Consider the following 25,470-nt stretch of genomic DNA (forward strand, 5'->3'; position numbering starts at 1 on the left):
ATCCGCTCCTCGAGAATTCAATGGCATCGAGGGCGACTGTAGCCGCTCGCGCGGCTGCGATCAGTCGCGGTCTTCGCGATAGTGGCGGTAGTGCTCGCGCCGCTCCCATTCGCGGCGGCGCCATTCATGGCGCGCTGCGCGGCGTTCTTCCCAGCTCGGTCCCGGCTCGTAGTAGACGGGTGCCGGTGCAACGTAGGCGGGCGCCTGATAGCGCACCGGCGGCGCCGGCTCGTAGTAGACAGGGGCCGGCCGCGAATACACAGGCGCGGGCTCGTAGTAGACCGGTGCCGGCTCGCTCACCACCACGCCGGGCACCGACACGCCGATGGACCAGCTGGTGCCCGCGGTTGCGGCGGCCACGCCGAAAAGAGCGCCTGCGGCAATCGTGCCCGAGAGAGCCAGCTTGAGAACGGTTCGAGTAAAGGTCATCTCATCTCCAGAGATATGGGATTGCTCCCGATGCCTCTACCAACGTTCGGCCGAGCAAGATCGCACACATCGCTTCGGTGAAGAACATTTCAAGATGTCACGCGAAAACCCCGGAAAGCCGCATGGCAGACTCCGTTCCTGCTTCCCATCCTTCTTTTTTGCCGGCATTGCCGTGCCGAAAGACCTTCCATGCTTGAACTGCTGACGGATCCCCAGGTCTGGATCGCCTTTGCGACCCTGACCGCGCTCGAGCTCGTGCTGGGCATCGACAACATCATCTTCATCTCGATCCTGGTCGACAAGCTCCCGCCAGCCAAGCGCGAGTTCGCACGGCGCGTCGGCCTCTTCATGGCCATGTTCATGCGCATCGGCCTGCTGCTGGTGCTCGCGTGGATCGTGGGGCTGGTCGCGCCGCTTTTCTCGGTGCTCGGCAAGGACATTTCGGGGCGCGACCTGATCCTGATCCTGGGCGGGCTGTTCCTGATCTGGAAGAGCACGAGCGAGGTCCACCAGTCGCTGGAGGGCGGCCATGAGCAGAAGTCCAGCGCGGTCAAGGCCACCTTCGCGGGCGTCATCCTCCAGATCATGGTCATCGACCTGGTGTTCTCGCTCGATTCGATCATCACCGCAGTCGGCATGGTGGACGACGTGCGGGTGATGATCGCCGCGGTGATCGTGTCGGTGTTCCTGATGATGCTGTTTGCCGGCCCGATCGGCCGCTTCGTCTCGAACCATCCCACCATCAAGATGCTGGCGCTGGCCTTCCTGGTGGTGGTGGGCGTGGTTCTTGTCGCGGAGGGCTTCGGGCACCACGTGCCCAAGGGCTACGTGTACTTTGCGATGGCCTTCTCGCTGGCCGTGGAGATGCTCAACATCCGGCTGCGCAAGAAGGCGGCCAAGGCCGTGGAGCTGCATCCGCCCCATATTCCGGGCGACTGAAGCCCCTCGGCGCTCAGCCCGGAATGTTCGGCTCGACCAGCTGGGCGAGCGCGACAAGCGACTCCTGCCAGCCCAGGTAGCACATCTCCACGGGAATCAGGTCGGGGATGCCTTCCTGCACGACGGACATGTCGGTGCCGCAGGACACGGCCGTGAGCGTCACGGTGGTCTTCATGGTGCCCGGCAGGTTGGGATCGTCGAAGCTCGCGTCGTAGGCAATGCGCTGGCCGGGAACGAGCTCCAGGTACTTCCCGCCGAACGAGTGGCTGTGGCCACTGCCAAAGGCGGTGAAGGACATGCGCCAGGCGCCGCCGACCACGGGGTCCATGCTGTGGACCTTGCCGGTGAATCCGAAGGGCGGCAGCCAGCGCTCGAAGGCGCTGGGCTCGATGAAGGCGCGGTAGAGCCGCTCGGGCGGAGCGCGCAGTACGCGGTGCAGGCGGACGGTGTTGGTAGTAGCCATGGCTGTGTTCTCCTGAAGTGCAGAGGATGACCCTCCACTGGCACGACGAACGAGGCTGCGGAAAATCGACAGCGAACTGTAGCGCCGTACGATAAAAATTATTTGTAGCCGAAAGTTTGCAGTTTTTTTGGCCTGCGCGCCGCCGGGGTTGCGGGCACCCACAGGCCCTCGTCGCAGTGCTCGTCGTCTTCCAGGCGAATCCTGCAGATTCGCATGCCGCATGCATACTCCGCGCGATGATGAAGAACCCGCACCACGACTGCTGCGTCTTCGGCTCGCCCTGGGAGGGCGTGCATGGCACCCGCATCTCGAGCCAACGGCGCTACGGCAGGCATTGGCATGCCACCTTCGGCATCGGCGTCATCGACGAAGGCGCCCAGCGCTCGGCCAGCGGGTGCGGCGAGGTCGAGGCCCATGCCGGCCATCTCATTGCGACGAATCCGGGCGAAGTGCATGACGGGCGGCCGTTCGGCGCGCCGTTCCGGCGCTGGCGCATGCTGTATCTCGAACCCGCTGCGATCCGATGGGCCGTGGATGCGGCTGCAACGGGCGCGGCGAACGAGGACATGGCCCTGGTCCGCCCCGTCATCAAGGACGAGGGGTTGCGGCGCATGCTCGGCGAGCTCCTGCGGCTGCTGGAGGCGCGCACTGCCGCGCCGCAGCGGGCAGAAGTGGATGCACTGCGCTGCGAGGAGCTGCTCGTGCAGACCTGCACCATGCTCGCCTCGCGCCACGGTGCGCAAAGGCTGCCCACGTGCGCCGCATCGGCCGACGTCTCGCAAGCGCGCGACATGCTCGCGGACTGCCTTGCGCAGCCGCCCAGCCTGGCGCAGCTCGCTGCGTCTTCGGGGCTGAGCAAATACCAGCTGCTGCGGCGCTTCAAGGCGGTCCATGGCGTTACGCCGTTCGCGTGGCTGCTGCAGCAGCGCGCGGAAGTGGCGCGCGGCCTCATCCGGCGCGGCGCCGCACTGGCGGATGCGGCCGTGGCGACGGGCTTTGCCGACCAGAGCCACATGACGCGCGCGTTCGCACTGCACTTCGGCTTCACGCCTGGTGCATGGCAGCGCGCCTGGGCGGCGCCCGCACGGCTGCAATAGCGTTCAAGACACGCCGCCGCGCCCGCGACACACTGGGCCATGCACTCTTTCTTCTTCTCTCATTCGCCGGAAATCTGGCAGCGCCATCCCGAACTGGTGCCTGGCGTCCTGCTGGCCCAGGGCATCCACCGAAACACCTGCGTGCAGGCGCAGGTGGCGCACTACCACGGCGTGGCGCGCGCACGGCTCGAAGCCGTCGGCTCGGAAGCCGATCTTCCGGAGATCCAGGCCTGGCGCAGCAGCTTCGCGCGCATGGGCCTCAAGCCCACGCAGTACCGGTGCGCCTCCGAGTCGCTGCTGCGCCGGTTCAGGAAGGAAGGCGCGCTGCCGCCGATCCATCCGCTGGTCGATTTGTGCAACGCGCTGTCGCTGGCCTTCGCGATTCCGATCGCGGTGTTCGACCTGTCGAAGGTGGCCGAGGGGCTGCAAGTGCGGTGCGCCGACGGCAGCGAAAGCTACCTCGCGTTCTCGGGCGAAACGGAAACGCCCGAACGCGGCGAAGTCGTCTTTGCGGATGCCGCAGGCTGCGCGCATGCGCGGCGCTGGACCCATCGCCAGAGCGCGCTTTCGGCCGTGCGCGATGAAACCTCCCGCGTCCTCATCGTGGCCGAGGCCCTGCATGCGGATGCCGCCAACGATGTCCGGCAGCTGCTGGATGCACTGTCCCGGGCATTGGCCGAGACCTGGGCGCCGCCGGCCGCGAGCGCGCTGTTGCGGCAAGACGCGCCCCGCCTGGTGTTCTGAAAAGCGGCCGTCCCCCGAGGCGCCCGGTCAGGCGCGCCGCTTGAAGAGCGCGGACGCGCCGCTCGCGTGCGCCACATCCTCGGCCGTGGCCAGCAGGGCCGGGCCCAGCGCGAGCATGCGTTCTTCCGTCAGCCGCACCAGCGGACCGGCGATGGTGATGACGCCGATCACCGCGCCGTTGCCGCTGCGCACCGGGGCGGCCATGGCCGTCATGGCGGGCGCGAACACCTCGTTGATCATCGCGAAGCCGCGCTTGCGGGCCGCGCGCAGGTACACCAGCAGTGCCTTGACGGTGGTCGGCGCCTTCGGGCCGTAGTCCTCGGGCTTGCCGAAGCCTTGCCTGGCGACCAGCTGGAGCGCCTGTTCGTCCGTCATGGTCGACAGCCACGCGTGGCCCGCGGAACTGCACGAGAGGTTGACCGAGAGGCCCATGTCGGGGTCGTAGCGCAGGCCGCGCACGGCGCCTTGCGCCTTGGCGACGAAGGTCAGCTCGTCGCCGTCGACCACCGCCAGCCGCACCAGCTCGCCCGATTCGGCCGCGAGCCGGTCGAGCAGCGGCTGTGCCACGTCGACGATGCCGCTGTTGCTCAGGAAGCTCAGGCCGAGCGACACCAGCTTGATCGTGAGCATGTAGTCGCCATGGCTCTGGTCCTGCCGCACATAGCCGCAGCGGATCAGCTCGCCCAGCAGGCGGTGGGTGGCGCTCAGCGGCATCTCCAGCTCGGCGGAGAGCGCGGAAAGCGCGCGGCCTTCGGGGTGGCCGGCCAGGTGTTCAAGGACCTTGAAGCTGCGTTCGAGGATGGCGCTCATGTCGTTGGAAAGAAGGGGAAGCAGGCGCCACTCTAGCTCTTTTGCCAAGTGTTTTCACTAGTGGAAAAGATTTCCACTTCAGTCCTAAGATCGCGCCGCATCACCTTGCTGGAGAACCATCTTGAGAAAGCTTCATCGCTCGCTGGCAGCCGCCGGCCTGGCCCTCGCATTGGCCGTTCCGGCGCTTGCGCAGGAGGCGCAGGAACGCGTCATCCGCTTCGGCCACCTCAACAACGCCGACCACCCGGTGAGCTTTGGCGTGAAGCGTTTTGCCGAGCTGCTGGCGGCCAAGAGCGGCGGCAAGATGAAGGTGCAGGAATACCCGGCCTCGCAGCTGGGCAACGAGATGCAGCAGCAGTCGGCGCTGCAGGGCGGCGTGCAGCAGATGTCGGCGCCGGCCACCACTTCGCTCGCGGGCATCGTGAAGGAGTTCGGCCTCGTCGACTTTCCGTTCGCGGTCGGCAACTTCGCGCAGGCCGATGCGCTGCTCGACGGCCCGCTCGGGCAGGCGCTGGTTGCGAAGCTGCCGGAGAAGGGCCTGGTCGCGCTGGGCTACTGGGACCTGGGCTTTCGCAACGTCACCAACAGCAAACGCCCGATCACCCGGCCCGAAGACCTGGAGGGCCTGAAGATCCGCGTCATTCCCAACCCGGTGTTCCTGGAGACCTTCAAGTCCTTCAAGGCCAACCCGGTGCCGATGCCCTTCGCGGAGCTCTACGGCGCGCTCGAGTCGAAGGCGGTCGACGGCCAGGAGAACCCGTACTCGGTGATTCTTTCGAACAAGTTCTTCGAGGTGCAGAAGTTCGTGAGCGCCACCAACCACGTGTACGCGGCCAACATCGTCCTGGTCAGCAAGAAGTTCTGGGACACGCTCAATCCCGCCGAGCAGAAGATGATGCGCGAGGCCGCAGACGAGGCCCGGGGCTACCAGCGCCAGGTGAGCCGCGCCGCCGCGCAGCGCGCCGTGGGCGAGCTCCAGGCCAAGGGCGCGAAGTTCAACGAGGTGGCGCCGGCCGAGCAGGCCCGCATGCGGCAGATTGCGAGGCCCGTCATCGAGCGCTTCGCCGCGAGCTACGACCCCGCCGTCGTCAAGCTCTACAACGACGAACTTGCGCGCATCCGCAAATAGGAAAGAAGCCACGGAATGAAGATCCTCGTCCTGCACGGCCCCAACCTCAACCTGTTCGGCCGCCGCGAACCCCACATCTACGGCACCACCACGCTGGCCGAGATCGACGCCATGCTGCACAAGCTCGCGGGCGAACTCGGCGCCACGCTGGAGACCATCCAGTCGAACCACGAAGGCGTGCTGGTGGACTTCCTGCACACGCACATCGATGATGCGCAGGGCGCGCTGGTCAATCCGGCAGGCCTCACGCAGCACGGCGTTCCGCTGCACGACGCGATCAAGGCCATGCCGTTTCCGACCATCGAGGTGCACATGTCGAACATTGCGGCGCGCGAGGCCTGGCGCGCGCACTCGATCATCTCGCCGGCCGTCAAGGGCACGGTCCAGGGCCTGGGGCCGCAGTCGTACCTGGCCGCGCTGCGCGCGCTGGTCGAGATGCAGCAAAGGCAACCGGCCGGCGCTTGAAGGGAGCCCCGGCGGAACACACGAAGGAGACTCCCATGAAAGGCTCGAAGCAGAAATGGCTGGCGCTGGCCATCGCGGCCTTCGCCGCATTGGCGGCGGCCGGTGCCGGCGCGCAGGTCAAGGAACGCACGCTCAAGTTCGCGTTCCAGAACCAGACCGGCCATCCGCAGGCGCAGGGCGCGCAGAAGTTCGCCGACATCGTCGCGGCCAAGTCCGGCGGCAAGATCACGGTCAAGCTGTTTCCGGGCGGCACGCTCGGCGGCGACCTGCAGACCGTGTCCGCGCTGCAGGGCGGAACGGTCGAGCTCACGGTGCTCAACGCCGGCATCCTTTCGGCGCAGGTCAGGGAGTTCGCAGTCTTCGACTTTCCGTTCCTCTTCAACAGCGGCAAGGAGGCCGATGCGGTCACCGACGGGCCCTTCGGCCAGAAGCTGATGGCCAGGCTCGACGACAAGGGCCTGCACGGCCTTGGCTACTGGGACCTGGGCTTTCGCAATCTCACCAACAGCAAGCGGCCGATCGCGGCGGCCGACGACATCGCGGGGCTCAAGATCCGCGTCATTCAATCGCCGATCTACATCGACCTGTTCAGCGCGCTGGGCGCCAACCCCGCGCCGCTGCCGTTCCCCGAGCTCTATCCGGCGCTCGACCAGAAGGCGGTCGACGGGCAGGAGAACCCGAACACCACCATCCTTGCCTCCAAGTTTGCCGAGGTGCAGAAGTACATCACCCAGACGCGGCACGTCTACAACCCGCAGGCGCTCCTGGTGAGCAAGAAGACCTGGGACGGCATGAGCGCCGACGAGCGGCAGATCCTCACCGAGGCCGCGAAGGATTCGACCGTGTTCCAGCGTGCGGCCTCGCGCAGCGCCGCCGACAGCGCGCTCGAGGCGCTCAGGAAGGCGGGCATGACCGTCTCGGAACTGCCGCCGGAAGAAATGGAGAAGCTGCGCGCCAAGGTGAAGCCGGTGATCGACAAGTATTCCGCATCGGTGGGCGAGGCCACGGTCAAGGAACTGATGTCGGAGATCGCCAAGGTGCGCAAGTAGCTCCGAGGCAGTCCGTCTAGAGGGACTGGAGGGACGCGGCGCCGTCCAGCAATTCGATCTCCCGGAGCAGATCGGCGAGCGCCGCCCGCAGGAAGTCGAGCGTCGGTTCGTCATGGAGCCGGCCGTCGCGGATGCGCGTGGCAACGTTCGCAATGGCGACGTGCTGCCGCACCACGGGCCGCGCGAGCGTGGCGGCCAGGGCATCGCGGATCTGCGCCTGCGCGCGCACGCCGCCCGCGGTGCCGGGCGAGGCGGTCGCGATCAGGACCGGCTTGCCCTTGAGCGGCGAGGCGAAGCTGGGCCGCGATGCCCAATCGATCGCATTCTTCAGCACGCCGGGCATGCCGTAGTTGTATTCGGGCGAGCACAGGACCAGGCCGTCGGCCTCTGCAATCGCTGCCTTGAGCCGGGCCACGGCTGCGGGCGGCGCATCGCCGTCCAGGTCGGCGTTGTAGAGCGGAACATCGTTCAGCGCAAAGAGCTCGATGGTTGCCGGCGCAGGCAGCAACGGCTGCAGGCTGCGCAGCACCGCAGTGCAGTGAGAGTCGCGCCGGATGCTCCCGGAAATGCCGAGCAGGCGGATGCCGGCGATCGATGTGCTGCGTGTCATGGTGATCCCTTATCTCCAAAATCCAGAGTTTATGCATAAAATTAACTCCATGCACAAACCAGAAGTTACCGCCAACGAGCCGCCACTGGCCGAGCAGGCATTCAACCGTTTGCGGCAGGACGTCCTGGCCGGCACCTTCGAGGCCGGCGCCAAGCTCAAGCTCGACGAGCTCCAGTCGGCCTATGGCTACTCGAGCAGTCCGCTGCGCGAGGCGCTCAGCCGCCTGGCGCAGGAAGGGCTCGTGCGCGCCGACGAGCGCCGCGGCTTTCGCGTGGCGCCGATCTCCGAAGAGGACCTGGCCGACATCACGCGCATGCGCATCATGCTGGACGTGCCCGCGCTGCGCGAATCCATCGCGCACGGCGACGACGCCTGGGAGGCCACGGTACTCGCCGCTTTCCATCGGTTGGAGAAAGTCGAGTCGCGCCTGAGCGACGGGCCGGTCATTCTCGATGGCGAGTGGTCGCAGCTGCACCGCAGCTTCCACCTCTCGTTGCTGGCCGCCTGCCCGTCGCTGCGCCAGCGCGGCTGGGGCGCGAGCCTGTTCGACCAGGCCGAGCGCTACCGGCGGTTTTCCGCGCGCCACCGGAAGACCGCGCGCCGCAAGTCGAGCGAGCACAAGAAGATCATGGACGCCGCCTTGCGCCGCGATGCGGACACGGCCTGCGCGCTGCTGGAGGAGCACATCCTGAGCACGCAGCGCAACGTGATTGCCGCACTCAAGGCGGCCCAGGCCGCGCAATCCTAGGGACGCCAGAGCCCGCCACCGGAGACAGACAGCATGCTCAAGGTCGCACGACCCACGCCTTCGCATTTCGGCATCTTCGTCACCGACCTGGAGCGGATGGTGGCCTTCTATACCGAGACCTTCGACCTCACGATCACCGACCGCGGCGAGGGCCGCACCTTCAGGAACCAGCTGGTGTTCACGAGCGCGAGCCCCGACCAGCACCACCAGCTGGTGCTCGCCTCGGGCCGGCCGGCGGAGGCGACGTTCAGCACCGTGATGCAGATCTCGTTCGTGGTGCCGAGCATCCAGCACCTGCGCGACATCTCCGCGCGCGCCGAGGCCCGGGGCGCCACCAACATCCGCGGCCTGAACCACGGCAACGCGCTCTCGGTCTACATGCTGGACCCGGAAGGCAACACGGTGGAGATCTACGTCGACACGCCGTTCTACATCGCGCAGCCGCATGGCGATCCGCTCGACCTCACCAAGGACGACGAAACCCTCATGCGCGAGACCGAGGAGGCCTGCCGCAAGGACCCGAGCTTCATGCCGCTCGCGCAGTGGCAGGCGCAGTTCGAGTCGCGTTCGCCGGCCGCGCCCTGACTCTTCATCCAACCGCACATTTCAACCGGAGTTCCCATGAAGCTTTTGTCATTTGTCCATCAAGGCCGCGAAACCTGGGGCGCCGTCGTCGGCGACGGCGTGGTCGATCTCGGCAAGGCGCGGCCGCAGCATGCGGGCCTGGTCGACTACATCGCCTCGGGCGAGTACCTGCAGGCGGCGCAGCATGTCGAAGGACTGCCCATCGCGGCCAGGCTCGCCGACATCACCTACCTGCCGCCGATCCCCAGGTCCGAGAAGATCGTGTGCGCGGTGCGCAACTACATGGACCACCACCAGGAGGTGCTGGCCGCCGGCATGCATCGCGAGCTCTCCGAGCAGCCGCCGATCTTCCTGCGCGTGTGGCGTTCGCAATGCGCACACAACCAGCCGATCGTGCGGCCGCACGTGTCGGAATCGCTCGACTGGGAAGGCGAGCTCGCCGTCATCATCGGCAAGGGCGGGCGCAACATCGCCGAGGCCGACGCCTTCGATCATGTGGCAGGCTATTCCTGCTACAACGACGGCAGCGTGCGCGAGTGGCAGTTCCATGCCAAGCAGATCGCCTCGGGCAAGAACTTCGAGTCGACCGGCGGCTTCGGCCCCTGGATGGTGACGGCCGACGAGATCGCGCCCGGCCGCGAACTCAAGCTCGAGACCCGGCTCAACGGCGAAGTGGTGCAGAGCAGCCACACGGGCCACATGATCTTCAGCATTCCGAAGCTCATCAGCTACTCGTCGACCATCTTCACGCTCGCGCCCGGCGACGTCATTGCCACCGGCACGCCGGCCGGCGTGGGCTGGAGCAAGAAGCCGCCGCGCTTCATGAAGCCGGGCGACGTGTGCGAGGTCGAGATCGAAGGCATCGGCGTGCTGCGCAATCCCATCGTCCAGCAGGACTGAGGCCCCCGGACCCGGACCGCGGCGGCACAAGCCGCGGCCTTCATTCCACAACATTGGAGACAAAACCATGTGGCACAGACGCTCGCTCGTCGCCGCAGGCCTGGCCCTGGCCTGCGCGGCACCCCTTCACGGCCTGGCCCAGGGCTTCCCGGACAAGCCGATCAAGATCTACCAGGGCTTCCCGGACAAGCCGATCAAGATCTACCAGGGCTTTGCGGCCGGCGGCAACGCCGACACCATCGCGCGCGTGGTCAGCACGGAAATGGCCAAGGGGCTCGGCCAGCCCTTCGTGGTCGAAGCGCAGACCGGCGCGGGCGGCACCATTGCCTCGGGCACGGTGGCGCGCGCCAAGCCCGACGGCTACACGCTGCTGCTGGCCACGGGCGGCCACGCGGTGGCCGGCGCGCTCTACAACAAGCTCAGCTACCAGACAGTGACGGACTTCCAGATGGTCTCGACGATCACCTACTTTCCGTTCCTGCTGGTGGTGCGGGCCGACTCGCCCTACCGCGGGCTGGCCGAGATGCTCGCCGCGGCGCGTGCCGATGCGCGCGGCGTGTCGTACGGCTCGGCCGGCATCGGCTCCACGCATCATCTTGCGGGCGAGCTGCTGGTGAAGAGCGCCAATGTCGAGATGCTGCACATTCCCTACCGCGGCGATGCGGCCTCGGTGGCGGCGCTGCTCGGCGGCGAGGTGCCGATGATCATCGCGCCGCCCACGGCCGTGCTGGCCAACATCAAGGCCGGCAAGCTCCGCGCGCTGGCCACCACCGGCGCACAGCGCTGGAGCCAGATGCCCGAGCTGCCGACCGTGGCCGAGCAGGGCGTGCCCGGCTACGACGTGCGCTCCTGGGCCGGCTTCATGGCGCCCGCGGGCACGCCGCGCCCGGTCGTCGACCGCCTGCGCGCCGAAGCGCTCAAGGCCCTGCAGGCGCCGGCCGTGCGTGCGCGGCTCGAAGAAATGGGCGGTGAAGCGCGCGGCAGCACGCCCGAAGAAATGACCGCCATGGTGGCCGCCGAGCTCAAGCGGTGGACCGCCGTGGTGAACGATGCTCACATCCCCAAGCAATAAGGACCCCTCCATGTCCCTGATCGACATCCGCAAGCGCAGTCTTTGCATCGAGACCATCTACCACGAGGGCGGTCCGCCGGCCGCGACGCCGCTCAGGCTGGCGGCCGCCTGCGCGGTCATCCACAACCCCTACGCAGGCCGCTACGAGCCGGACCTGCTGCCCTTCATGGCCGAGCTGCGCGCGCTCGGGACGCTGCTGGCCACCGAACTGGTCGAGACGCTCGGGCGCGACAAGGTCGAGGTCTACAGCAAGGCCGCGATCGTTGGCGTGAACGGCGAGATGGAGCACGGCGCCGTCTGGCACGAAGCCGGCGGCTGGGCCATGCGCGAGGTGCTCGGCGAGCCGAAGGCGATCGTGCCGTCGGCCAAGGCGGTGGCCGCCACCGGCTACCGGCTGATGGTGCCGCTGCACTACATCCACGCCGCGTACGTGCGCAGCCACTACAACTCGATGGAGATCGGCATCCAGGATGCGCCGCGGCCGAACGAGATCCTGTTCGCGCTGGTGATGGGCACCGGAGGCCGCGTGCATGCGCGCCTGGGCGGGCTCACCAAGGACAAGGTGTCCGTGCACGACGGGCAGCGTTGATGTCGCGCCCCACGATGAAGGCGATCCAGCTGCAGGCACCGGGCGGCCCCGAGGTGCTGCAGCTCGTGGAACTGCCGCTGCCGCAGCCGCAGGCCGGCGAAGTTCGGGTCAAGGCCATGGCCATCGGCGCCGGCGGCCCCGACGTGCTGATCCGCAACGGCACCTACAAATGGATGCCGCCAATGCCGGCGATTCCCGGCAACGAGATGGCCGGTATCGTCGATGCCATCGGCCCTGGCGTCACCGCGCTGCAGGTGGGCCAGCGCGTGTTCGTGAGCGCGCGCGAGCTCGCGCAGCGCGGCGGCTGCTATGCCGAAGCCATCTGCGTGCCCGAGGCCGCGCCCTTCGTGCTGCCCGATGCGATCCGCTTCGAGGATGCCGTGAGCCTCGGCAACTTCCAGTTGGCGCTGGCCATGCTGTCGAGCAACGGCAACCTGCCGGCGCAATCCGTGCTGATTCCTGGCGCGGCCGGCGGCGTGGCCACGGCACTGGTGCAGGTGGCACGCGACCGCGGCTTGCGCGTGATCGGGACCGCGTCGACGCCGCAGAAGCGGGATTTCGCGCGGGCCAACGGCGCGCACGAGGTGATCGAGAGCGACCCGCAAGGCCTGACCGAGAAGGTCATGCAGCTCACCGGCGGACGCGGCGTGGACCTGGCCTTCGACCACCTGGGCGGCGATCTTTTCATCGCCTGCCTGCGCGCCCTTGCGCCGTTCGGCATGGCGGTTTCCTACAACATCGTCAACGGCCCACCGGCCGGTGACGTGTTCGAGGAGCTTCGGCGGCTGCTGGGCAGGAGCCTGGCCGTACGCACGTTCTCGATCCACGCCATCGACGCCGACGCGGCGCAGCGGCGCGGCTTCATGGAGGCCGCGATCGCGCTGATGGCGCAGGGACGCGTGCATGCGCCCCCCGCCACCTGCTTCGCGCTGGCGGATTCGCGCCGTGCACACGAAGTGCTCGACAGCGGAAGCGCGGTCGGCAAGATCGTGCTGCTGCCTGGCGGCTCGCCTCGTGACTAGGCAACGACGCGAGAACCCGCCGCGGGCGTCGGGCGCAGCGATTCAAAGCAGCGCGCTCCGGAACAAGGATCGCCGGCTGAACGCCTTGCCCGATTCAAGAAAAACGCCGTCGCCGGTGTAGTGGATCGTCTTCGGATGCCGGGGCGACTCGGCGGCGTGGGCTTTCACCACCTCGAGGATGAAGAAGTCGTACTTGCCGACCAGGCTGCGGTCGTGAACGCGGCATTCGAAGCTTGCGTGGCATTCGCCGATGAGCGGCGCCTCCACGCGCTCGGCATTGACTGCCGTGAGGCCGAAGACCGCGAACTTGTCGATCTCGGCGCCCGAGCTGTTGCCGATGCGCACGACCTCATCGGTGAGCGGCCGCGTGGGGAGGTTGATCACGCACTCGCCGCTGCGGCGGATCATTTCGAAGCTGTGGTTCGTGCGTGCGATCACGCAGCCGACCAGCGAGGGCGTGAACTCGATCACCGTGTGCCAGCCCAGCGTCATGATGTTGTTCTTCCCCTGCCATCGGGAAGACAGGAGCACGACCGGGCCCGGCTCCAGGAACCGGCGCACCTGGGAAACAGGGAAGTCCGCCTTGGCGAAAAGCTTTTTCTTTTTCGTCATTGCGATACCTTTTCGCATTCGGAAATGCGTACGGTACCGCGAAGCGCGTCTCAGCTCCTCCCCGCAATGAAATCCGGATGCCGCGCGCAGATCTCCGGCAGCGAGCTCAGCGTGCCGGAGAGATGCTCGCGCAGCGCCTTCTGCGCCGCCGCGCCGTCGTGCTTTGCAATGGCGCGCACGATGGCGCGGTGGTCGCGCAGGATCGCCTCGGTCTTGCCGGCCGTGGGCAGGTGCAGGCGGCGCAGGCGGTCCACGTGGCCCGAGACGCGGGACACCATGTCCCACAGGCTCGGCACGCCCGCGGCTTCATACATGAGGTGATGGAACTTGCGGTCGGCGCCGACGAAGTCGCCGTACTGCCGCGCCGCCGCCAGCGTGGCCTGCAGCGCGACCTGGGCCTGCAGCTGGGCCACGAGTTCGGGCGGCGCCTCTTCGGCCAGCTGGTGCACGATCTCGAGCTCGATCGAGCGGCGCAAAAAGTGCGCCTGCTTCGCGGCGTCGACGTCGATGCGGCTCACCAAGGTGGCGTGCTGCGGGAACACATCCACCAGGCCTTCCTCGGCCAGGCGCAGCAGGGCCTCGCGCACCGGCGTCTGGCTCACGCCGAAGCGGTCGGCCAGCTCCTGGCGGACCAGCACGGTGCCGGGCACGAGTTCGAGGGAAAGGATGGCACCGCGCAGCTTTTCGAGCACCTGGGGTGCTGCAAGGCGTGTGCGGTCGAGTCGGATCCGGGGGAGGGCTGTCATTCGTTCGAATTTTCGCTTTGACCGGGTGATATATTAGTGTTTTAATGTAGTTGATTCCACGAAGAATACCGGTTCCGCCCCGATGCCACGTTCCTACGACACCCTGCGCAGCGCCCGCTGGTTCGCGCCCGACGACTTCCGCTCCTTCGGCCACCGCTCGCGCGTGATGCAGATGGGCTATGCGCCCGCCGACTGGGTCGGCAAGCCGATCATCGCCATCGTCAACACCTGGAGCGACGCCAACCAGTGCCACTCGCACTTCAAGCAGCGCGTGGACGACGTCAAGCGCGGCATCTTCCAGGCGGGCGGCTTTCCGCTCGAGCTGCCGGCCATTTCGCTCTCGGAGAGCATGGTCAAGCCCACCACCATGCTCTACCGCAACTTCCTCGCGATGGAGACGGAAGAACTCCTGCGCAGCCATCCGGTGGACGGCGCGGTGCTGATGGGCGGCTGCGACAAGACCACGCCGGGCCTCACGATGGGCGCGCTCTCCATGGGGCTGCCGTTCATCTACCTGCCGGCCGGCCCGATGCTGCGCGGCAACTGGCGCGGACAGGTGCTGGGCTCGGGCTCGGACGCCTTCAAGTACTGGGACCAGCGCCGCGCCGGCCAGCTGAGCGACCAGGCCTGGCAGGAGATGGAAGCGGGCATCGCGCGCAGCCACGGCACCTGCATGACCATGGGCACCGCCGCCACCATGATGGGCATCGCCGAGGCCGTGGGCTTCACGCTGCCGGGCGCTTCGAGCATTCCGGCGGCCGATGCCAACCACGTGCGCATGAGCGCCGAGTGCGGCCGCCGCATCGTCGAGATGGTGTGGGACGACCTCACGCCCGCCCGCATGCTCACGCGCGCCAACTTCGAGAACGGCATCGCCTGCGCGATGGCCATGGGCTGCAGCACCAACGCCATCGTCCACCTGATCGCCATGTCGCGCCGCGCCGGCCATCCGGTCACGCTGGACGACTTCGATGCGGCGAGCCGCCGGGTGCCGGTGGTGGCCAACATCCGGCCGAGCGGCGACACCTACCTGATGGAAGACTTCTTCTATGCGGGCGGCCTGCCCGCGATGCTCGAGCGCATCCGCGGCCACCTGAAGACCGAGGCGCGCACGGTCAACGGCCGCACGCTCGGTGAGAACATCGTGGGCGCCGAGGTGTTCAACGACGACGTCATCCGCCCGCTCGCCAACCCCATCTATGCCGAAGGCGCGCTGGCCGTGCTGCGCGGCAACCTCGCGCCCGACGGCGTGGTGATCAAGCCCAGCGCCTGCGCGCCGCACCTGCTGCAGCACACCGGGCGCGCGCTGGTATTCGACGACTATCCGGCGCTCAAGCAGGCGGTGGACGATCCCGCGCTCGACGTGACCGGCGACGACATCCTGGTGCTGCGCAACGCCGGCCCCAAGGGGGCGGGCATGCCCGAGTGGGGCATGCTGCCGATCCCGACCAAGCTGCTGAAGCAGGGCGTGAAGGACATGCTGCGCCTGTCGGATGCGCGCATGAGCGGCACCAGCTACGGCGGCTGCCTGCTGCACTGCTCGCCCGAGGCGGCCGTGGGCGGGCCGCTGGCACTGGTGCGCACGGGCGACCGCATCACGGTGGACGTGCCCGCACGCACCATCCATCTCGAGGTGAGCGACGAGGAACTGGCCCGCCGCAAGGCCGCCTGGACACCGCCGCCTGCGCGCTACGAACGCGGCTACGGCTGGATGTTCGGCCGCCACATCCTGCAGGCCAACGAGGGCTGCGACTTCGACTTTCTCGAAACCACCTTCGGCCGGCCGGTGCCCGAGCCGGACATCTTTTGAAGACCTGAACGGAGACCCACGTGAATCCCCAAACCCGCGAGAAGCTGATGAAGGTCAGCACCGCCACCCTGTGCACGGCGCTGTTCAAGCGCGGACTGCGCAACCAGTTCATCCAGGACGTGCATCCGCTCGACCCGACGCTTCCCAACATGGTCGGCGAGGCCTTCACGCTGCGCTACATGCCGGCGCGCGAGGACCTGAACCCGATCACCGTGTTCAACGACCGCAGCCATCCGCAGCGCCAGGCCGTGGAGCAGTGCCCGGTGGGCGCGGTGCTGCTGATGGACAGCCGCAAGGACGCGCGCGCCGCCTCGGCCGGCGGCATCCTGGTGAGCCGGCTCATGAAGCGCGGCGTGGCCGGCGTGGTCACCGACGGGGGCTTTCGCGACAGCCCCGACATCGCGAAGCTCGGCTTTCCCGCCTACCACCAGCGCCCGAGCGCGCCCACCAACCTGACCTTGCACCAGGCGATCGACATCAACGTGCCGATCGGCTGCGGCGACGTGGCCGTGTGGCCCGGCGACGTGGTGGTGGGCGATGCCGAAGGCGTCATCGTGATTCCGGCGGCCATGGCCGACGAGGTCGCGGCCGAGGCCACCGAGATGACCGTCTTCGAGGACTTCGTGCAGGAGAAGGTGCTCGAGGGCCGCTCCATCCTCGGCCTCTATCCGCCGACCGACGAGCAAAGCCGCACCGAGTTCGCCGCCTGGCGCGAGGCCCGCGGGCGCTGACGCCGGCTTTTTTCCGACGACGACCAACGACAACAGAGACAACACCATGCCCTTCATCCAACGCGCCGCGGGCCTTTTGCTCGCCGCACTTGCATTGGCCCCGGCCGCGGCCCTCGCACAAGCCGAATGGCCCGCCGCCAAGACCATCACCTACGTCGTGCCCTTCACGGCCGGCGGCTCCACCGACATCGTGGGCCGCATCCTGTCGAACAAGCTGCAGGAGAGCCTTCACCAGTCGGTGGTGGTGGACAACAAGCCGGGGCAGGCCGGCGGCATCGGAGCGGCCTACGTGGCCAAGGCCGCGCCCGACGGCTACACGCTGTTCGGCGGCACCATCAGCACGCACGCCATCAACGCCAGCCTCTACAAGAAGCTGCCCTACGATCCGATGAAGGACTTCGAGCCCGTGTCGCTGGTCGGGCGGCTGCCCAACGTGCTGATCGTCAACAGCCAGCTCGGCGTGAACTCGGTGGCCGAACTCATCGCGCTGCTCAAGAAGGACGAGTCCAAGCGCACCTTCGCATCGTCCGGCGCCGGCACCTCGACGCACCTGGCGGGCGAGATGTTCGCCGACATGATCGGCGTGAAGCTCACGCACGTGCCGTACAAGGGCACGCCGCCGGCCATGACCGACGTCGCGTCGGGCCTGGTGCCCTTCATGTTCGACCAGGTGACGGCCGCGCTGCCGCTCGTCAAGAGCGGCCGGCTCAAGCTGCTGGCCGTGACCACCGGCAAGCGCATCGCGCTGGTGCCCGAACTGCCCACCATGATCGAGTCGGGCGTGCCGGGCTTCGAGATGTCGTCGTGGCAGGCGGTCTATGCGCCCAAGGGCACGCCCAAGCCCATCGTGCAGCGTTTGAATGCCGAGATCGTCAAGGCGCTGAAGCAGCCCGACGTGCAGGCCAAGCTCTCGGGCCAGCTGGCGATGGAGATCGTCGGCAGCACGCCCGAGGAACTGCGCGACCACATGGCGCGTGAGATCCCGCGCTGGGCCGAGCTGGTGAAGAAGTCGGGCGCGACCGCGGACTGAGAGTCTGCCTGGAGCTCCCACCCCTCTCGCGGCACATCAGACCGAAGCTTTCGCCGCCGACGCCGGGTCGGGTGCACGGCGAAAGCTCTTCAGGAGGCGGGCCTCAGTCGTAGCTGGCGGTCAGGCCGACCGACGAGTACGCGCTGCGCCCGTGGATCGCGATGTAGAAGTCGCCAGGCAGGGGATTGCTGATCGCGATGGCTTCGTTGCTGCCGTTTACGTAGGGGCGATAGTCCCAGGCCGTCAACGACGGAAGTGCGCCGAGGCGGACGTACATGTCGCCATCACCACCGCCGACGGGGCCGGTCATGTTGACGTTGAGTTGCGCGACGCCGGGTGGGACGGTGATCCTGTAGTAGCTCCAGCTGTCGGTGCCGCCGGCCAGGCCTTGGACGGCCTGGTTGTCCAGGAGCTGCACAAGGGGCGGCCGGGTGTCCATCTTGAAGGAGCGCACCATGACGTCCCACCCGGTCGCGGCAGAGGTGCTAACCCATGTCACTGCAAAATTTCCCACCGGGTCCATGGCCAGCAGCGGGTTGGCTCCAAATTGGGGTTGCGGCGGGTCGACTCGGAATTCGTCGGCAATTGGAGTTCCGTCGCTGCGAAATTGCCTGGCCGCCAATGTAGAGGTCTGGGGGCCACCGACCACGCCGCTCGATGCAATCCACGAAACGACAAAATCGCCGTTCTCTGCAACCCCCGGATTCGGCCAGGGTTGGCCTTCGTGGATGCGTTGGTTGACTCGCACCAATCCGCTGCTGGGGTTGCCATTCGCGTCATAGGGGCGGGCATAGATGTTCCAGGTGTAGTTGTCATCCTGGGAAGCACTCCAGCTGATGACGGATCTTCCGCCGGGGTCCATGGCAATGCGGCCGCCCGAACTGTAGATCGATCGGATGGCGCCGACGACAAGCGCCGGAGTCAGCGCAACACCTGCGCGGCTGAAGCGCTGGATCATGATGTTGGATTGGTTTGCCGTGGGACCGGGCCTGGTCGCAAATGACAATGCGATGTTTCCTGCATCGTCGGTGGCAATCGAACTGGGGCCGGAGAGTTTGTCCGGGGCATCCGATGCAACGATGACTTCGGGACCGATGGGAACTCCGCGGGTATTGAATCGCCTGATTGCAATCGTACGAGGCGCCCCTTCCGAGGCCGAGCGCGAGTAGGCGGCAGTGATGTTGCCATCCGTGTCCATGCTGGCGACCGTGCTCGATGAATCCGGAGTGGTTTGGAAACTGGAGAGCAGAGTGCCGCTTCTGTCATAGGCCGTGACTCTTCCCGGCTCGCTTCCGAAGACGAAGTTGCCGATGCGGTCGACCGAGAAATTCGCATACGCCGGAGGCGCCTGGATCAGGTGTTTGGTCAGATAAGGCGTTCCTGACGACCTGATTCTTTGAGCGTATGTGGCATTTGCCGCGGCGTCGGACCAGATCAGAAGTTTCTCGCCGTTCGATCCTGCGGAGAAGTAGACCGGACGCTGGTTGCCCGCGGTGGCGGTATTCACCATGAAGGGATCGCCGAGCGGCGCGGCCTGCGCCAGAGAAGCAGCGGCAAATCCCGACAGGCAGCCCAGTGACATCAAAAGTCGTCGCAGCAAGGTATGGGGCATGGATTCCTTCTTTCGCGATGGGCATCGGAGGGCTTCCCCCGATCCGCGGGAATCATGATGTCGGGGTCGATGAAGTTGTCAACGTAGAGTTAAGTTGCCATCAGCCTCTGCGTAAGTCTTTTCGCAGCGGTAGTGCACGGGTAGTTCGAACCGCGACCTCAGTACGGCAAACAGGTCGTGTGCGTGCTGCAGATGCGGGTATGGCGCGAAAGCCCAGCGTGGCAAGGATGCCGCCTTCTTGCAGGCTGGACGGAATTTGCGAAAAATACGGAAAACACGGAGATGATCGTGATCACTGTTCCTTCCACCGAGTTCGCCAAGAACTTCGGCCACTATCGCGAGATCGTCCAGGCCGAGCCTGTGGCAGTCACGAGTCACAACCGTGTGACGGGCTACTTCATCTCTCGGAAGGAGTTCGACGAGCTTGTGCGCCTGAAAGCTCGTGCCACGAAGGCCTATGCCGTGCAGGACCTACCCGAAGAGGCGATTCGGGCCCTTGCAAATAGCCGCATGGATGCGCGGCACGACACGCTGAACGAACTCCTGGCCGACTGAGCGAATGGCCTTTCCTGTGCCCGAGGTGGGCCTTGTGGTGTCCTTTGCCTATCTATGGAGTCACGAGCAACAGAGCGGAAGCACCGAAGGGGCAAAGAATCGCCCCTGCGTCATCGTGACGGCCGTGGAGGAAGACGAGGGGCAGGCCGTTGTCACAGTGTCGCCAATCACGCACTCGCAACCAGAGGATGCTTCGTTGGGAATCGAGATTCCACCAAGGGTTAAAAGTCACCTTGGGCTGCACGGCGAAAGGTCGTGGGTGATCTTGACCGAAGTCAATCGCTTCACGTGGCCGGGCTATGACTGCGGCCAATTGCGACCGGGGATTCGCGTGTCGATTACGGGTTCCTCCCGCCAGCCTTATTCGACCAGATCAAGGCGGGAATTCTGACCGCGATTCGTTCGGGAAAGCGAGCCACCACGTCAAGGGATTGAGACCGGATCGGTCGACCGTGCGCGAACTCGAAGGCCTTCCGCGCCGCGCCCGCACCCAACCGTCTGCCGCGCCCCCCGCATTCACCCGAAACCTTCAAGCCGCCAGCCGCCGCTCCTCGCTGCCCAAGGCCATACCCTCGGTATCGAAGAAATGAAGCGAGGCCGGCGCGATGGCCAGGCGCAGGGTGCCCGAGAGGTCCGCCGCAGCATCGGGCGCCATGAGCACCAACTCGCCAAGCGACGAGCGCAGATAGCAGTACGCGCGATCGCCCAGCTGCTCGATCGCCAGCGTTTCGCAGCCCTGCAGTTCGAGCAGCACTTCGCCGGGCGCAGGTTCGCCGATGCGGGCCTGCTCGGCGCGAAAGCCCAGCATGACGGGCTGGCCCGGCACGTGGCGCGGGATCTGCACGCGGGCATCGCCGAGCCGCAGCCGCGTGCCGTTCGCGTCGGCCTGCGCGGCATCGATCTTGAAGAAGTTCATGCGCGGCGTGCCGATGAAGCCGGCCACGAACAGGTTGGCGGGCGAGCGGTACAGCGCGAGCGGCGAGCCCACCTGCTCGATGCGGCCCTTGCGCAGCACCACGATCTGGTCGGCCAGCGTCATGGCCTCGGTCTGGTCATGCGTCACGTAGACGGCGGTGGCCTTCAGCGTGCGCTGCATGCGCGCGATCTCCAGGCGCAGCTTCACGCGCAGCTCGAGGTCGAGGTTCGACAGCGGCTCGTCGTAGAGGAACACCTCGGGCTTGCGGATCATCGCGCGGCCCATCGCCACGCGCTGGCGCTGGCCGCCCGAGAGCTGGCGCGGATAGCGCTCCAGGAGCGGCGTGAGCTCGAGCTTGTGCGCGATCTCGTCCACGCTGCGCTCCTGCTCGGCGGCCGTGGCCTTGGCCATGCGCAACGGAAAGGCGAGGTTCTGCCGCACCGTCTTGTGCGGATAGAGCGCGTAGTTCTGGAACACCAGCGCGCAGCCGCGCTCGGCGGGCGGCACATCGTTCACCACGCGGCCGCCGACCAGCACCTGGCCGCCGCTCGGCGTCTCCAGCCCCGCGATCATGCGCAGCAAGGTCGACTTGCCGCAGCCCGAAGGCCCGAGCAGCACCGTGACCTGGCCGTCGGGCATGGTGAGATCGATGCCGGGGATCACCTCGACATCGCCGAAGCGCTTGCTGATGGATTGGAGTTGGATCTCTGCCATGGTGGTGGGTTGCTTGCTGATAAGGAGGAGGTCAGGCCGGCGGCGTGGCGCCCGACCTGGCGACCCCGCGCTGGATGTTCGATTCGGTGAGGCCGAGCAGCTCTTCCATGGCCTTGCGCGCCGCGGCCGGCTTGCGGGCCCAGATCTGGTCGAGCACCGCGCGGTGCATCGGCAGGCTCTTGCGTGGCGCGCCCGGCTGGCGCGTCGACAGCTCGAAGGACATGCGCAGCGCCGCCTCGATGGTGGCGCCGAAGGCCACCAGGAACGGATTGCCGGTGGCGCTGAGGATCGCCTGGTGAAAGCTCAGGTCCGGCCCGGCATAGGCCACCGGGTCCATGCCGGCGGCATCCATCAGGCGGTAGGCGCGCTCGATCGCGGCAATGGCCGCGTCGGGCGCCGAAGCGGCCGCAATCTCGCAGGCGGCCGGCTCGACGATGCGCCGCAGCTGCATCAGGTGCTGCGCCATCTGCGCGCGGTCGTGGCCCGACCAGGTCCAGCGCAGCACGTCCTCGTCGAGCATGTTCCATTGCATGCGCGGCAGCACCCGCGTGCCGGCCTTCTGGCGCGACGCGAGCAGGCCCTTGGCCTTCAGCCGCGTGAGCGCCTCGCGCACGGAGGTGCGGGCCACGCCCAGTTGCTCGGCCAGTTCGACCTCGGTCGGCAGTGTCGATTCGTCATCCCATTCGCCGCCGATCACGCGCCGCGCGAGCGCCTCCGTCACGGCCAGCGGACCGCGCCGGGCAGGCGTCTCCGGGGCGGCGGGTTTCTTCGGCGTTTTGGTTTTATGGTCTGACATATTTATTGATGGAATGAGATTATATGGATGAGTGGCGCAGGGAATTTCGGGTTTTCCATGATCTTTGGAATCTTATTTGTCTGTCATATTCGCTTCCACGAGCAAGTTGAACATGCCGGCCGCCCTCGTTGCGCCGCGTGATTCTGATCGAAAGAGAGACAAGCATGAGCCTCCTGCAATCCCCCGCCGTCGACACGCAGCGCCGCCGGTTGATCAAGGCCGCGGCCGCCACGGCGGTGGCCGGCGCCGGCAGCGCGCTGGCCTTTCCCGCCATCGCGCAGGCCAAGCCCTTTGCCGGCCTCAAGCTGCGCGGCGCGGCGTACCAGCACGGCTTCTTCAACATCCTGCGCAAGTACATCCCGGAGTTCGAGCAGCAGACCGGCATGACGGTCGACCTCCAGCTGTCGGCTTTCCCGGTCTACAACCAGCAGGCCGACCTGGAGCTGTCCTCGGGCGGCAGCGCCTGGGACTTCTGCAACGTCACCTTCATCCTTGCCGCGCGCTGGGTCGCGGCCGGCCTGCTTGCCAACCTGAGCGACTTCGCAGCCGACCGCAAGCTCACTCCCGCCAGTTGGAACCCGGACGACTTCGTCAAGGGCGCGCAGCTGCCGTACCTCGACAAGGCCGGCAAGGCCTACGGTTTCGCATGGGAAGGCGGCGCGATGCTCATGGGCATGAGCCGCACCGACCTGATGAAGAAGCGCGGGGTCGAGGCGCCGCAGACCTTCGACGAGCTGATGAAGGTCTGCGAGGCGGTGCACGGCCAGGACGGCGTGACGGGCTTCGTGAGCTCCAACCTGCACCACTGGTTCCTGCCGCCGTACATCCACGGCTTCGGCGGCGACCTGTTCGCGAATCCGCCCGCGGACATCAAGCCCACGCTCGACTCGGCCGCGGCGGTGCAGGCGGCGGGCTTCTATTCGACGCTGCTGTCCAAGTACAGCCCGCAGGGCGTGCTCGGCTACACCGAGGATCAGGCGCGCGCCGCGCTGATCGGCGGCCGCTCGAACATCTTCATCCATTCGAGTTCCTGGGTCACGGCAATGCTGAGCTCGCCGGAGAGCAAGGTGAAGGACACCGCGCGCGTGGTGCGCATGCCAGCCGGGCCGAAGGGCGACTTTCCCGCCGCCAACAGCCAGGGGCTGGGCATTCCGAAGAACGCGAAGAACAAGGAAGCGGCCTGGGAGTTCATCAAATGGGCGCTGAGCCCCGAGCTCACCGCGCGCATCGTGAAGGACACCGGGCATCCGTCGATCTGCCGGCGCTCGGTGATCGAAAGCGCCGAGTACAAGCGCATCAACACCATCAACGGCCAGGACATCGGCAAGCTCTACCTCGAAGTGCTCGAGCAGCCCGGCAAGACGCGCAACTACATGGCGTACCGCACGGTCAAGGAGTTCCCGCTGGTGGGCGACGTGCTGAACAAGGCCGTGGAGCGCGTGGTCTCGGGCCAGGCGCCGGCCGCGGATGCCATGAAGACGGCGCAGGAGGCCGCGCTCGGCAGCCTGCGGCGCGCCGGAGCCAAGGTATGAGCGCAGCAGCAGCGCCAAGGGTGCAGCAATGAGCGCAAAAGGGGCCTCCTACGAGGCGCAGCGGAGCCGCTTCGTGCGCATGGCGATGGCGCCGAGCCTGCTGTTCCTGCTGGTGGTGGCGGGGCTGCCCACCGTCTTCCTGCTGGTCACGAGCCTCACGCCCGGGGCGCTGGTGAACCCGGGCTCGCTGGGCGACTTCTCGGAGCCGCTGCGCAACTACAGGCTGCTGGGCAGCGACGAGCGCTTCGTCGGCTCGCTGGGCGTGCAGGCGCGCCTTTCGGTCTACACGGTCGTGCTGCAGGTGCTGCTGGGCACGGGGCTCGCGCTGCTCGTGCATTCGGGGCAGGAGCGCTGGAAATCGCTGCGCCACCTGTTCGTGATTCCGATGGTGCTGCCGCCGATCGTTGTCGCAGTGATCTGGAAGCTGGTCTACACGCCCGACATCAGTCCGATCTACCAGGCCGCCCGCATGCTCGGCGTGACACTGCCGGCGCTCACCACGCACGTCGACTTCGCGCTGTGGTCCATCGTCATCGCCGACACCTGGGAGTGGGCACCGTTCACCTTCCTGATGGTGCTGGCCGCCTTGCAGACGCTGCCGGCCGAATACGTCGAGGCCGCCCGCATGGACGGCGCCGATGCCTGGCGCGTGTTCGGCCACATCGTGCTGCCGTACATCGCACCGGTGCTGCTGGTGTGCACCCTGTTCCGCCTCATCGACAGCATCAAGGCCTTTCCGCTGATCTTCCTCTTGACCGGCGGCGGGCCGGGTTCGGTGACGGAGGTGACCAACTACTACGCCTACCTCGTGGCGTTCAACTTCGGCGAGCTCGGCTATTCGAGCGCGATCACCGTCGTGCTGCTCGCGGCCACCGTGCTGATCAGCTGGGGTGCGATGCGCGTGAGCCGCAATGCGGGAGGTGCGGAATGAGCACCAATCGAATGGCGTCGCTGCGCCGGCGCTGGCCGCTCGCGCGCTGGGCCGTGCCGCTCGTCCTGTTCGCGATGCTGCTGCCGTTCCTGTGGCTGCTGCAGATGTCGTTCAAGCCGACGCCGCTGATCCTCGAGTTTCCGCCGCGGGTCTTCTTCATGCCCACGCTGGAGCACTACGTGGGGCTCTGGCAGGCCGGCTTTCCGGAGTCCTTCGCCAACAGCCTGGTCACGAGCATCGTGTCGACGCTGCTCGCGCTGGTGTTCGGCATTCCGGCGGCCTATGCACTCTCGCGCTGGACCGGGCGCGGGCGCTTCGGTCTCGGCCTGGGCATCCTGCTGACGCGCATGGCGCCGCCGATCGCCTTCACGATCCCGTTCTTCCTGGCGTATCGGTATCTCGGCCTGCTCGACACCCGCACCGGCCTGATCCTCATCTACATGACCTTCAACCTGCCGCTGGTGATCTGGATGATGCAGCCCTTCTTCGACGCGGTGCCGGCTTCGCTCGAAGAGGCGGCGCTGATGGACGGCGCGGGCTACGCCACCGTGTTCATGGAGATCGTGATGCCGATGGCGGCCGCCGGCATCGCGGCCACCGCGATCCTGTGCTTTCTCTACGCCTGGAACGACTTCTTCTTCGCGCTGATCCTCACGCGCACCGATGCGCGCACCGCGCCGGTCGCGGTGGTCAACTTCATGAACTACGAAGGCTGGGAGTGGGGCAAGATCGCTGCCGGCGGCTCGCTGGTGATGGCGCCCGTGCTGGTGTTCTCGATGCTGGTGCGGCGCTACCTGGTCAGCGGCCTCACGGCCGGCGCGGTGAAGGGCTGAG

The 25,470-nt window shown here is 67.0% G+C and carries 29 protein-coding genes; 20 read left to right on the forward strand and 9 right to left on the reverse strand.

Annotated features, from left to right (window positions below):
• Positions 1-60 precede the first annotated feature (60 nt).
• Positions 61-429: a hypothetical protein gene (locus AC1DSC_RS16800; RefSeq protein WP_015865780.1), complete on the reverse strand. Its 369-nt coding sequence runs from the start codon at positions 427-429 to the stop codon at positions 61-63.
• 189 nt (positions 430-618) lie between these two features.
• Between AC1DSC_RS16800 and AC1DSC_RS16805 the strand changes: the two genes are divergently transcribed.
• The gene (locus AC1DSC_RS16805; RefSeq protein ID WP_015865779.1) at positions 619-1,368 is read left to right on the forward strand and encodes a TerC family protein; all 750 of its coding nucleotides are present in this window, start codon (positions 619-621) and stop codon (positions 1,366-1,368) included.
• Positions 1,369-1,381: 13 nt separating this feature from the next.
• Here the strand turns inward: AC1DSC_RS16805 and AC1DSC_RS16810 are convergent, their stop codons facing one another.
• Entirely contained in the window at positions 1,382-1,831 is a 450-nt protein-coding gene (locus tag AC1DSC_RS16810; RefSeq protein ID WP_015865778.1) for an SRPBCC family protein, read from the reverse strand.
• A gap of 236 nt (positions 1,832-2,067) precedes the next feature.
• Here AC1DSC_RS16810 and AC1DSC_RS16815 point away from each other — a divergent pair, with 236 nt between their 5' ends.
• Both AC1DSC_RS16815 and AC1DSC_RS16820 read left to right on the forward strand, forming a co-directional pair.
• The gene (locus AC1DSC_RS16815) at positions 2,068-2,928 is read left to right on the forward strand and encodes a helix-turn-helix domain-containing protein (RefSeq protein WP_478131830.1); all 861 of its coding nucleotides are present in this window, start codon (positions 2,068-2,070) and stop codon (positions 2,926-2,928) included.
• 39 nt (positions 2,929-2,967) lie between these two features.
• Positions 2,968-3,672, forward strand: coding sequence for a B3/B4 domain-containing protein (locus tag AC1DSC_RS16820; protein WP_478131831.1), 705 nt, complete (start codon positions 2,968-2,970; stop codon positions 3,670-3,672).
• A 27-nt stretch (positions 3,673-3,699) separates the two neighbouring features.
• Here the strand turns inward: AC1DSC_RS16820 and AC1DSC_RS16825 are convergent, their stop codons facing one another.
• Positions 3,700-4,482: an IclR family transcriptional regulator gene (locus tag AC1DSC_RS16825; RefSeq protein WP_015865774.1), complete on the reverse strand. Its 783-nt coding sequence runs from the start codon at positions 4,480-4,482 to the stop codon at positions 3,700-3,702.
• Between the two features lie 121 nt (positions 4,483-4,603).
• Between AC1DSC_RS16825 and AC1DSC_RS16830 the strand changes: the two genes are divergently transcribed.
• The 3 genes from AC1DSC_RS16830 to AC1DSC_RS16840 are packed head-to-tail and all read left to right on the forward strand — an operon-like array spanning position 4,604 to position 7,125.
• Complete coding sequence (locus AC1DSC_RS16830; protein ID WP_015865773.1) at positions 4,604-5,611, forward strand: TRAP transporter substrate-binding protein; 1,008 nt, start codon at positions 4,604-4,606, stop codon at positions 5,609-5,611.
• A 15-nt stretch (positions 5,612-5,626) separates the two neighbouring features.
• Positions 5,627-6,076: a type II 3-dehydroquinate dehydratase gene (locus AC1DSC_RS16835; RefSeq protein WP_015865772.1), complete on the forward strand. Its 450-nt coding sequence runs from the start codon at positions 5,627-5,629 to the stop codon at positions 6,074-6,076.
• A 35-nt stretch (positions 6,077-6,111) separates the two neighbouring features.
• Positions 6,112-7,125, forward strand: coding sequence for a TRAP transporter substrate-binding protein (locus tag AC1DSC_RS16840; protein ID WP_015865771.1), 1,014 nt, complete (start codon positions 6,112-6,114; stop codon positions 7,123-7,125).
• A 16-nt stretch (positions 7,126-7,141) separates the two neighbouring features.
• On the opposite strand, the gene AC1DSC_RS16845 is transcribed toward AC1DSC_RS16840, so the two are convergent.
• Positions 7,142-7,735 carry an NADPH-dependent FMN reductase gene (locus AC1DSC_RS16845; protein ID WP_015865770.1) on the reverse strand — a complete coding sequence of 198 codons (594 nt, stop codon included), beginning with the start codon at positions 7,733-7,735 and terminating at the stop codon, positions 7,142-7,144.
• A 31-nt stretch (positions 7,736-7,766) separates the two neighbouring features.
• Between AC1DSC_RS16845 and AC1DSC_RS16850 the strand changes: the two genes are divergently transcribed.
• The 6 genes from AC1DSC_RS16850 to AC1DSC_RS16875 all read left to right on the forward strand — a co-directional run bounded on the left by AC1DSC_RS16850 (position 7,767) and on the right by AC1DSC_RS16875 (position 12,651).
• A complete protein-coding gene (locus AC1DSC_RS16850; RefSeq protein ID WP_015865769.1) occupies positions 7,767-8,483 on the forward strand; it encodes a GntR family transcriptional regulator in 717 nt (238 codons plus the stop codon).
• Positions 8,484-8,516: 33 nt separating this feature from the next.
• The gene (locus AC1DSC_RS16855) at positions 8,517-9,068 is read left to right on the forward strand and encodes a VOC family protein (protein WP_015865768.1); all 552 of its coding nucleotides are present in this window, start codon (positions 8,517-8,519) and stop codon (positions 9,066-9,068) included.
• Positions 9,069-9,104: 36 nt separating this feature from the next.
• Positions 9,105-9,968 carry a fumarylacetoacetate hydrolase family protein gene (locus AC1DSC_RS16860; RefSeq protein ID WP_015865767.1) on the forward strand — a complete coding sequence of 288 codons (864 nt, stop codon included), beginning with the start codon at positions 9,105-9,107 and terminating at the stop codon, positions 9,966-9,968.
• Positions 9,969-10,035: 67 nt separating this feature from the next.
• Positions 10,036-11,040, forward strand: a complete 1,005-nt coding sequence (locus AC1DSC_RS16865; protein ID WP_015865766.1) for a tripartite tricarboxylate transporter substrate binding protein — start codon at positions 10,036-10,038, stop codon at positions 11,038-11,040.
• Positions 11,041-11,050: 10 nt separating this feature from the next.
• Positions 11,051-11,629: an amino acid synthesis family protein gene (locus AC1DSC_RS16870; RefSeq protein WP_015865765.1), complete on the forward strand. Its 579-nt coding sequence runs from the start codon at positions 11,051-11,053 to the stop codon at positions 11,627-11,629.
• Positions 11,629-12,651, forward strand: coding sequence for a zinc-dependent alcohol dehydrogenase family protein (locus AC1DSC_RS16875; protein WP_015865764.1), 1,023 nt, complete (start codon positions 11,629-11,631; stop codon positions 12,649-12,651). Before AC1DSC_RS16870 ends, AC1DSC_RS16875 begins: the two co-directional genes overlap by 1 nt.
• A 42-nt stretch (positions 12,652-12,693) precedes the next feature.
• Here the strand turns inward: AC1DSC_RS16875 and AC1DSC_RS16880 are convergent, their stop codons facing one another.
• Positions 12,694-13,263 carry a flavin reductase family protein gene (locus AC1DSC_RS16880; RefSeq protein WP_015865763.1) on the reverse strand — a complete coding sequence of 190 codons (570 nt, stop codon included), beginning with the start codon at positions 13,261-13,263 and terminating at the stop codon, positions 12,694-12,696.
• A 50-nt stretch (positions 13,264-13,313) separates the two neighbouring features.
• A complete protein-coding gene (locus tag AC1DSC_RS16885) occupies positions 13,314-14,009 on the reverse strand; it encodes a GntR family transcriptional regulator (protein WP_015865762.1) in 696 nt (231 codons plus the stop codon).
• 82 nt (positions 14,010-14,091) lie between these two features.
• Between AC1DSC_RS16885 and araD the strand changes: the two genes are divergently transcribed.
• From araD to AC1DSC_RS16900, 3 genes are read left to right on the forward strand one after another with little or no spacing between them, the layout of a single operon-like run.
• The gene (gene araD / locus AC1DSC_RS16890) at positions 14,092-15,819 is read left to right on the forward strand and encodes an L-arabinonate dehydratase (RefSeq protein WP_015865761.1); all 1,728 of its coding nucleotides are present in this window, start codon (positions 14,092-14,094) and stop codon (positions 15,817-15,819) included.
• Between the two features lie 20 nt (positions 15,820-15,839).
• Positions 15,840-16,550 (forward strand): ribonuclease activity regulator RraA, encoded by a 711-nt coding sequence (locus AC1DSC_RS16895; RefSeq protein WP_015865760.1) that lies wholly within the window; start codon positions 15,840-15,842, stop codon positions 16,548-16,550.
• Between the two features lie 46 nt (positions 16,551-16,596).
• Positions 16,597-17,580: a Bug family tripartite tricarboxylate transporter substrate binding protein gene (locus tag AC1DSC_RS16900; protein WP_015865759.1), complete on the forward strand. Its 984-nt coding sequence runs from the start codon at positions 16,597-16,599 to the stop codon at positions 17,578-17,580.
• A gap of 103 nt (positions 17,581-17,683) precedes the next feature.
• Here the strand turns inward: AC1DSC_RS16900 and AC1DSC_RS16905 are convergent, their stop codons facing one another.
• On the reverse strand, positions 17,684-19,192 hold the full coding sequence (locus tag AC1DSC_RS16905) for a PPC domain-containing protein (protein ID WP_150106890.1): 1,509 nt from the start codon (positions 19,190-19,192) through the stop codon (positions 17,684-17,686).
• 282 nt (positions 19,193-19,474) lie between these two features.
• Here AC1DSC_RS16905 and AC1DSC_RS16910 point away from each other — a divergent pair, with 282 nt between their 5' ends.
• Both AC1DSC_RS16910 and AC1DSC_RS16915 read left to right on the forward strand, forming a co-directional pair.
• On the forward strand, positions 19,475-19,747 hold the full coding sequence (locus AC1DSC_RS16910) for a type II toxin-antitoxin system Phd/YefM family antitoxin (RefSeq protein ID WP_015865757.1): 273 nt from the start codon (positions 19,475-19,477) through the stop codon (positions 19,745-19,747).
• A gap of 4 nt (positions 19,748-19,751) precedes the next feature.
• Positions 19,752-20,138, forward strand: coding sequence for a type II toxin-antitoxin system PemK/MazF family toxin (locus AC1DSC_RS16915; protein ID WP_208856353.1), 387 nt, complete (start codon positions 19,752-19,754; stop codon positions 20,136-20,138).
• Positions 20,139-20,276: 138 nt separating this feature from the next.
• Here AC1DSC_RS16915 and AC1DSC_RS16920 read toward each other — a convergent pair whose 3' ends face one another.
• Together AC1DSC_RS16920 and AC1DSC_RS16925 are read right to left on the reverse strand one after the other, a co-directional pair.
• The gene (locus AC1DSC_RS16920) at positions 20,277-21,377 is read right to left on the reverse strand and encodes an ABC transporter ATP-binding protein (protein WP_015865756.1); all 1,101 of its coding nucleotides are present in this window, start codon (positions 21,375-21,377) and stop codon (positions 20,277-20,279) included.
• A gap of 31 nt (positions 21,378-21,408) precedes the next feature.
• The gene (locus AC1DSC_RS16925) at positions 21,409-22,173 is read right to left on the reverse strand and encodes an FCD domain-containing protein (protein ID WP_015865755.1); all 765 of its coding nucleotides are present in this window, start codon (positions 22,171-22,173) and stop codon (positions 21,409-21,411) included.
• Between the two features lie 164 nt (positions 22,174-22,337).
• Here AC1DSC_RS16925 and AC1DSC_RS16930 point away from each other — a divergent pair, with 164 nt between their 5' ends.
• Genes AC1DSC_RS16930 through AC1DSC_RS16940 form a run of 3 tightly spaced genes read left to right on the forward strand, consistent with a single transcriptional unit; the run spans position 22,338 to position 25,469 of the window.
• Entirely contained in the window at positions 22,338-23,705 is a 1,368-nt protein-coding gene (locus AC1DSC_RS16930; RefSeq protein WP_015865754.1) for an ABC transporter substrate-binding protein, read from the forward strand.
• Positions 23,706-23,733: 28 nt separating this feature from the next.
• A complete protein-coding gene (locus tag AC1DSC_RS16935; protein ID WP_015865753.1) occupies positions 23,734-24,636 on the forward strand; it encodes a carbohydrate ABC transporter permease in 903 nt (300 codons plus the stop codon).
• Positions 24,633-25,469, forward strand: coding sequence for a carbohydrate ABC transporter permease (locus tag AC1DSC_RS16940; RefSeq protein ID WP_015865752.1), 837 nt, complete (start codon positions 24,633-24,635; stop codon positions 25,467-25,469). The genes AC1DSC_RS16935 and AC1DSC_RS16940 overlap by 4 nt, the downstream gene beginning before the upstream one ends.
• Position 25,470: the final 1 nt, after the last annotated feature.

The organism is Variovorax sp. 01N425, assembly GCF_056399465.1.

What these genes read in the sequence shown, in the direction of transcription:
- AC1DSC_RS16800 (WP_015865780.1), bottom strand. Translation starts at nt 429, where the DNA reads ATGACCTTTACTCGAACCGTTCTCAAGCTGGCTCTCTCGGGCACGATT.
- AC1DSC_RS16805 (WP_015865779.1), top strand. Translation starts at nt 619, where the DNA reads ATGCTTGAACTGCTGACGGATCCCCAGGTCTGGATCGCCTTTGCGACC.
- AC1DSC_RS16810 (WP_015865778.1), bottom strand. Translation starts at nt 1,831, where the DNA reads ATGGCTACTACCAACACCGTCCGCCTGCACCGCGTACTGCGCGCTCCG.
- AC1DSC_RS16815 (WP_478131830.1), top strand. Translation starts at nt 2,068, where the DNA reads ATGATGAAGAACCCGCACCACGACTGCTGCGTCTTCGGCTCGCCCTGG.
- AC1DSC_RS16820 (WP_478131831.1), top strand. Translation starts at nt 2,968, where the DNA reads ATGCACTCTTTCTTCTTCTCTCATTCGCCGGAAATCTGGCAGCGCCAT.
- AC1DSC_RS16825 (WP_015865774.1), bottom strand. Translation starts at nt 4,482, where the DNA reads ATGAGCGCCATCCTCGAACGCAGCTTCAAGGTCCTTGAACACCTGGCC.
- AC1DSC_RS16835 (WP_015865772.1), top strand. Translation starts at nt 5,627, where the DNA reads ATGAAGATCCTCGTCCTGCACGGCCCCAACCTCAACCTGTTCGGCCGC.
- AC1DSC_RS16840 (WP_015865771.1), top strand. Translation starts at nt 6,112, where the DNA reads ATGAAAGGCTCGAAGCAGAAATGGCTGGCGCTGGCCATCGCGGCCTTC.
- AC1DSC_RS16845 (WP_015865770.1), bottom strand. Translation starts at nt 7,735, where the DNA reads ATGACACGCAGCACATCGATCGCCGGCATCCGCCTGCTCGGCATTTCC.
- AC1DSC_RS16850 (WP_015865769.1), top strand. Translation starts at nt 7,767, where the DNA reads ATGCATAAAATTAACTCCATGCACAAACCAGAAGTTACCGCCAACGAG.
- AC1DSC_RS16855 (WP_015865768.1), top strand. Translation starts at nt 8,517, where the DNA reads ATGCTCAAGGTCGCACGACCCACGCCTTCGCATTTCGGCATCTTCGTC.
- AC1DSC_RS16860 (WP_015865767.1), top strand. Translation starts at nt 9,105, where the DNA reads ATGAAGCTTTTGTCATTTGTCCATCAAGGCCGCGAAACCTGGGGCGCC.
- AC1DSC_RS16865 (WP_015865766.1), top strand. Translation starts at nt 10,036, where the DNA reads ATGTGGCACAGACGCTCGCTCGTCGCCGCAGGCCTGGCCCTGGCCTGC.
- AC1DSC_RS16870 (WP_015865765.1), top strand. Translation starts at nt 11,051, where the DNA reads ATGTCCCTGATCGACATCCGCAAGCGCAGTCTTTGCATCGAGACCATC.
- AC1DSC_RS16875 (WP_015865764.1), top strand. Translation starts at nt 11,629, where the DNA reads ATGTCGCGCCCCACGATGAAGGCGATCCAGCTGCAGGCACCGGGCGGC.
- AC1DSC_RS16880 (WP_015865763.1), bottom strand. Translation starts at nt 13,263, where the DNA reads ATGACGAAAAAGAAAAAGCTTTTCGCCAAGGCGGACTTCCCTGTTTCC.
- AC1DSC_RS16885 (WP_015865762.1), bottom strand. Translation starts at nt 14,009, where the DNA reads ATGACAGCCCTCCCCCGGATCCGACTCGACCGCACACGCCTTGCAGCA.
- araD (WP_015865761.1), top strand. Translation starts at nt 14,092, where the DNA reads ATGCCACGTTCCTACGACACCCTGCGCAGCGCCCGCTGGTTCGCGCCC.
- AC1DSC_RS16900 (WP_015865759.1), top strand. Translation starts at nt 16,597, where the DNA reads ATGCCCTTCATCCAACGCGCCGCGGGCCTTTTGCTCGCCGCACTTGCA.
- AC1DSC_RS16905 (WP_150106890.1), bottom strand. Translation starts at nt 19,192, where the DNA reads ATGCCCCATACCTTGCTGCGACGACTTTTGATGTCACTGGGCTGCCTG.
- AC1DSC_RS16910 (WP_015865757.1), top strand. Translation starts at nt 19,475, where the DNA reads ATGATCGTGATCACTGTTCCTTCCACCGAGTTCGCCAAGAACTTCGGC.
- AC1DSC_RS16915 (WP_208856353.1), top strand. Translation starts at nt 19,752, where the DNA reads ATGGCCTTTCCTGTGCCCGAGGTGGGCCTTGTGGTGTCCTTTGCCTAT.
- AC1DSC_RS16920 (WP_015865756.1), bottom strand. Translation starts at nt 21,377, where the DNA reads ATGGCAGAGATCCAACTCCAATCCATCAGCAAGCGCTTCGGCGATGTC.
- AC1DSC_RS16925 (WP_015865755.1), bottom strand. Translation starts at nt 22,173, where the DNA reads ATGTCAGACCATAAAACCAAAACGCCGAAGAAACCCGCCGCCCCGGAG.
- AC1DSC_RS16930 (WP_015865754.1), top strand. Translation starts at nt 22,338, where the DNA reads ATGAGCCTCCTGCAATCCCCCGCCGTCGACACGCAGCGCCGCCGGTTG.
- AC1DSC_RS16935 (WP_015865753.1), top strand. Translation starts at nt 23,734, where the DNA reads ATGAGCGCAAAAGGGGCCTCCTACGAGGCGCAGCGGAGCCGCTTCGTG.
- AC1DSC_RS16940 (WP_015865752.1), top strand. Translation starts at nt 24,633, where the DNA reads ATGAGCACCAATCGAATGGCGTCGCTGCGCCGGCGCTGGCCGCTCGCG.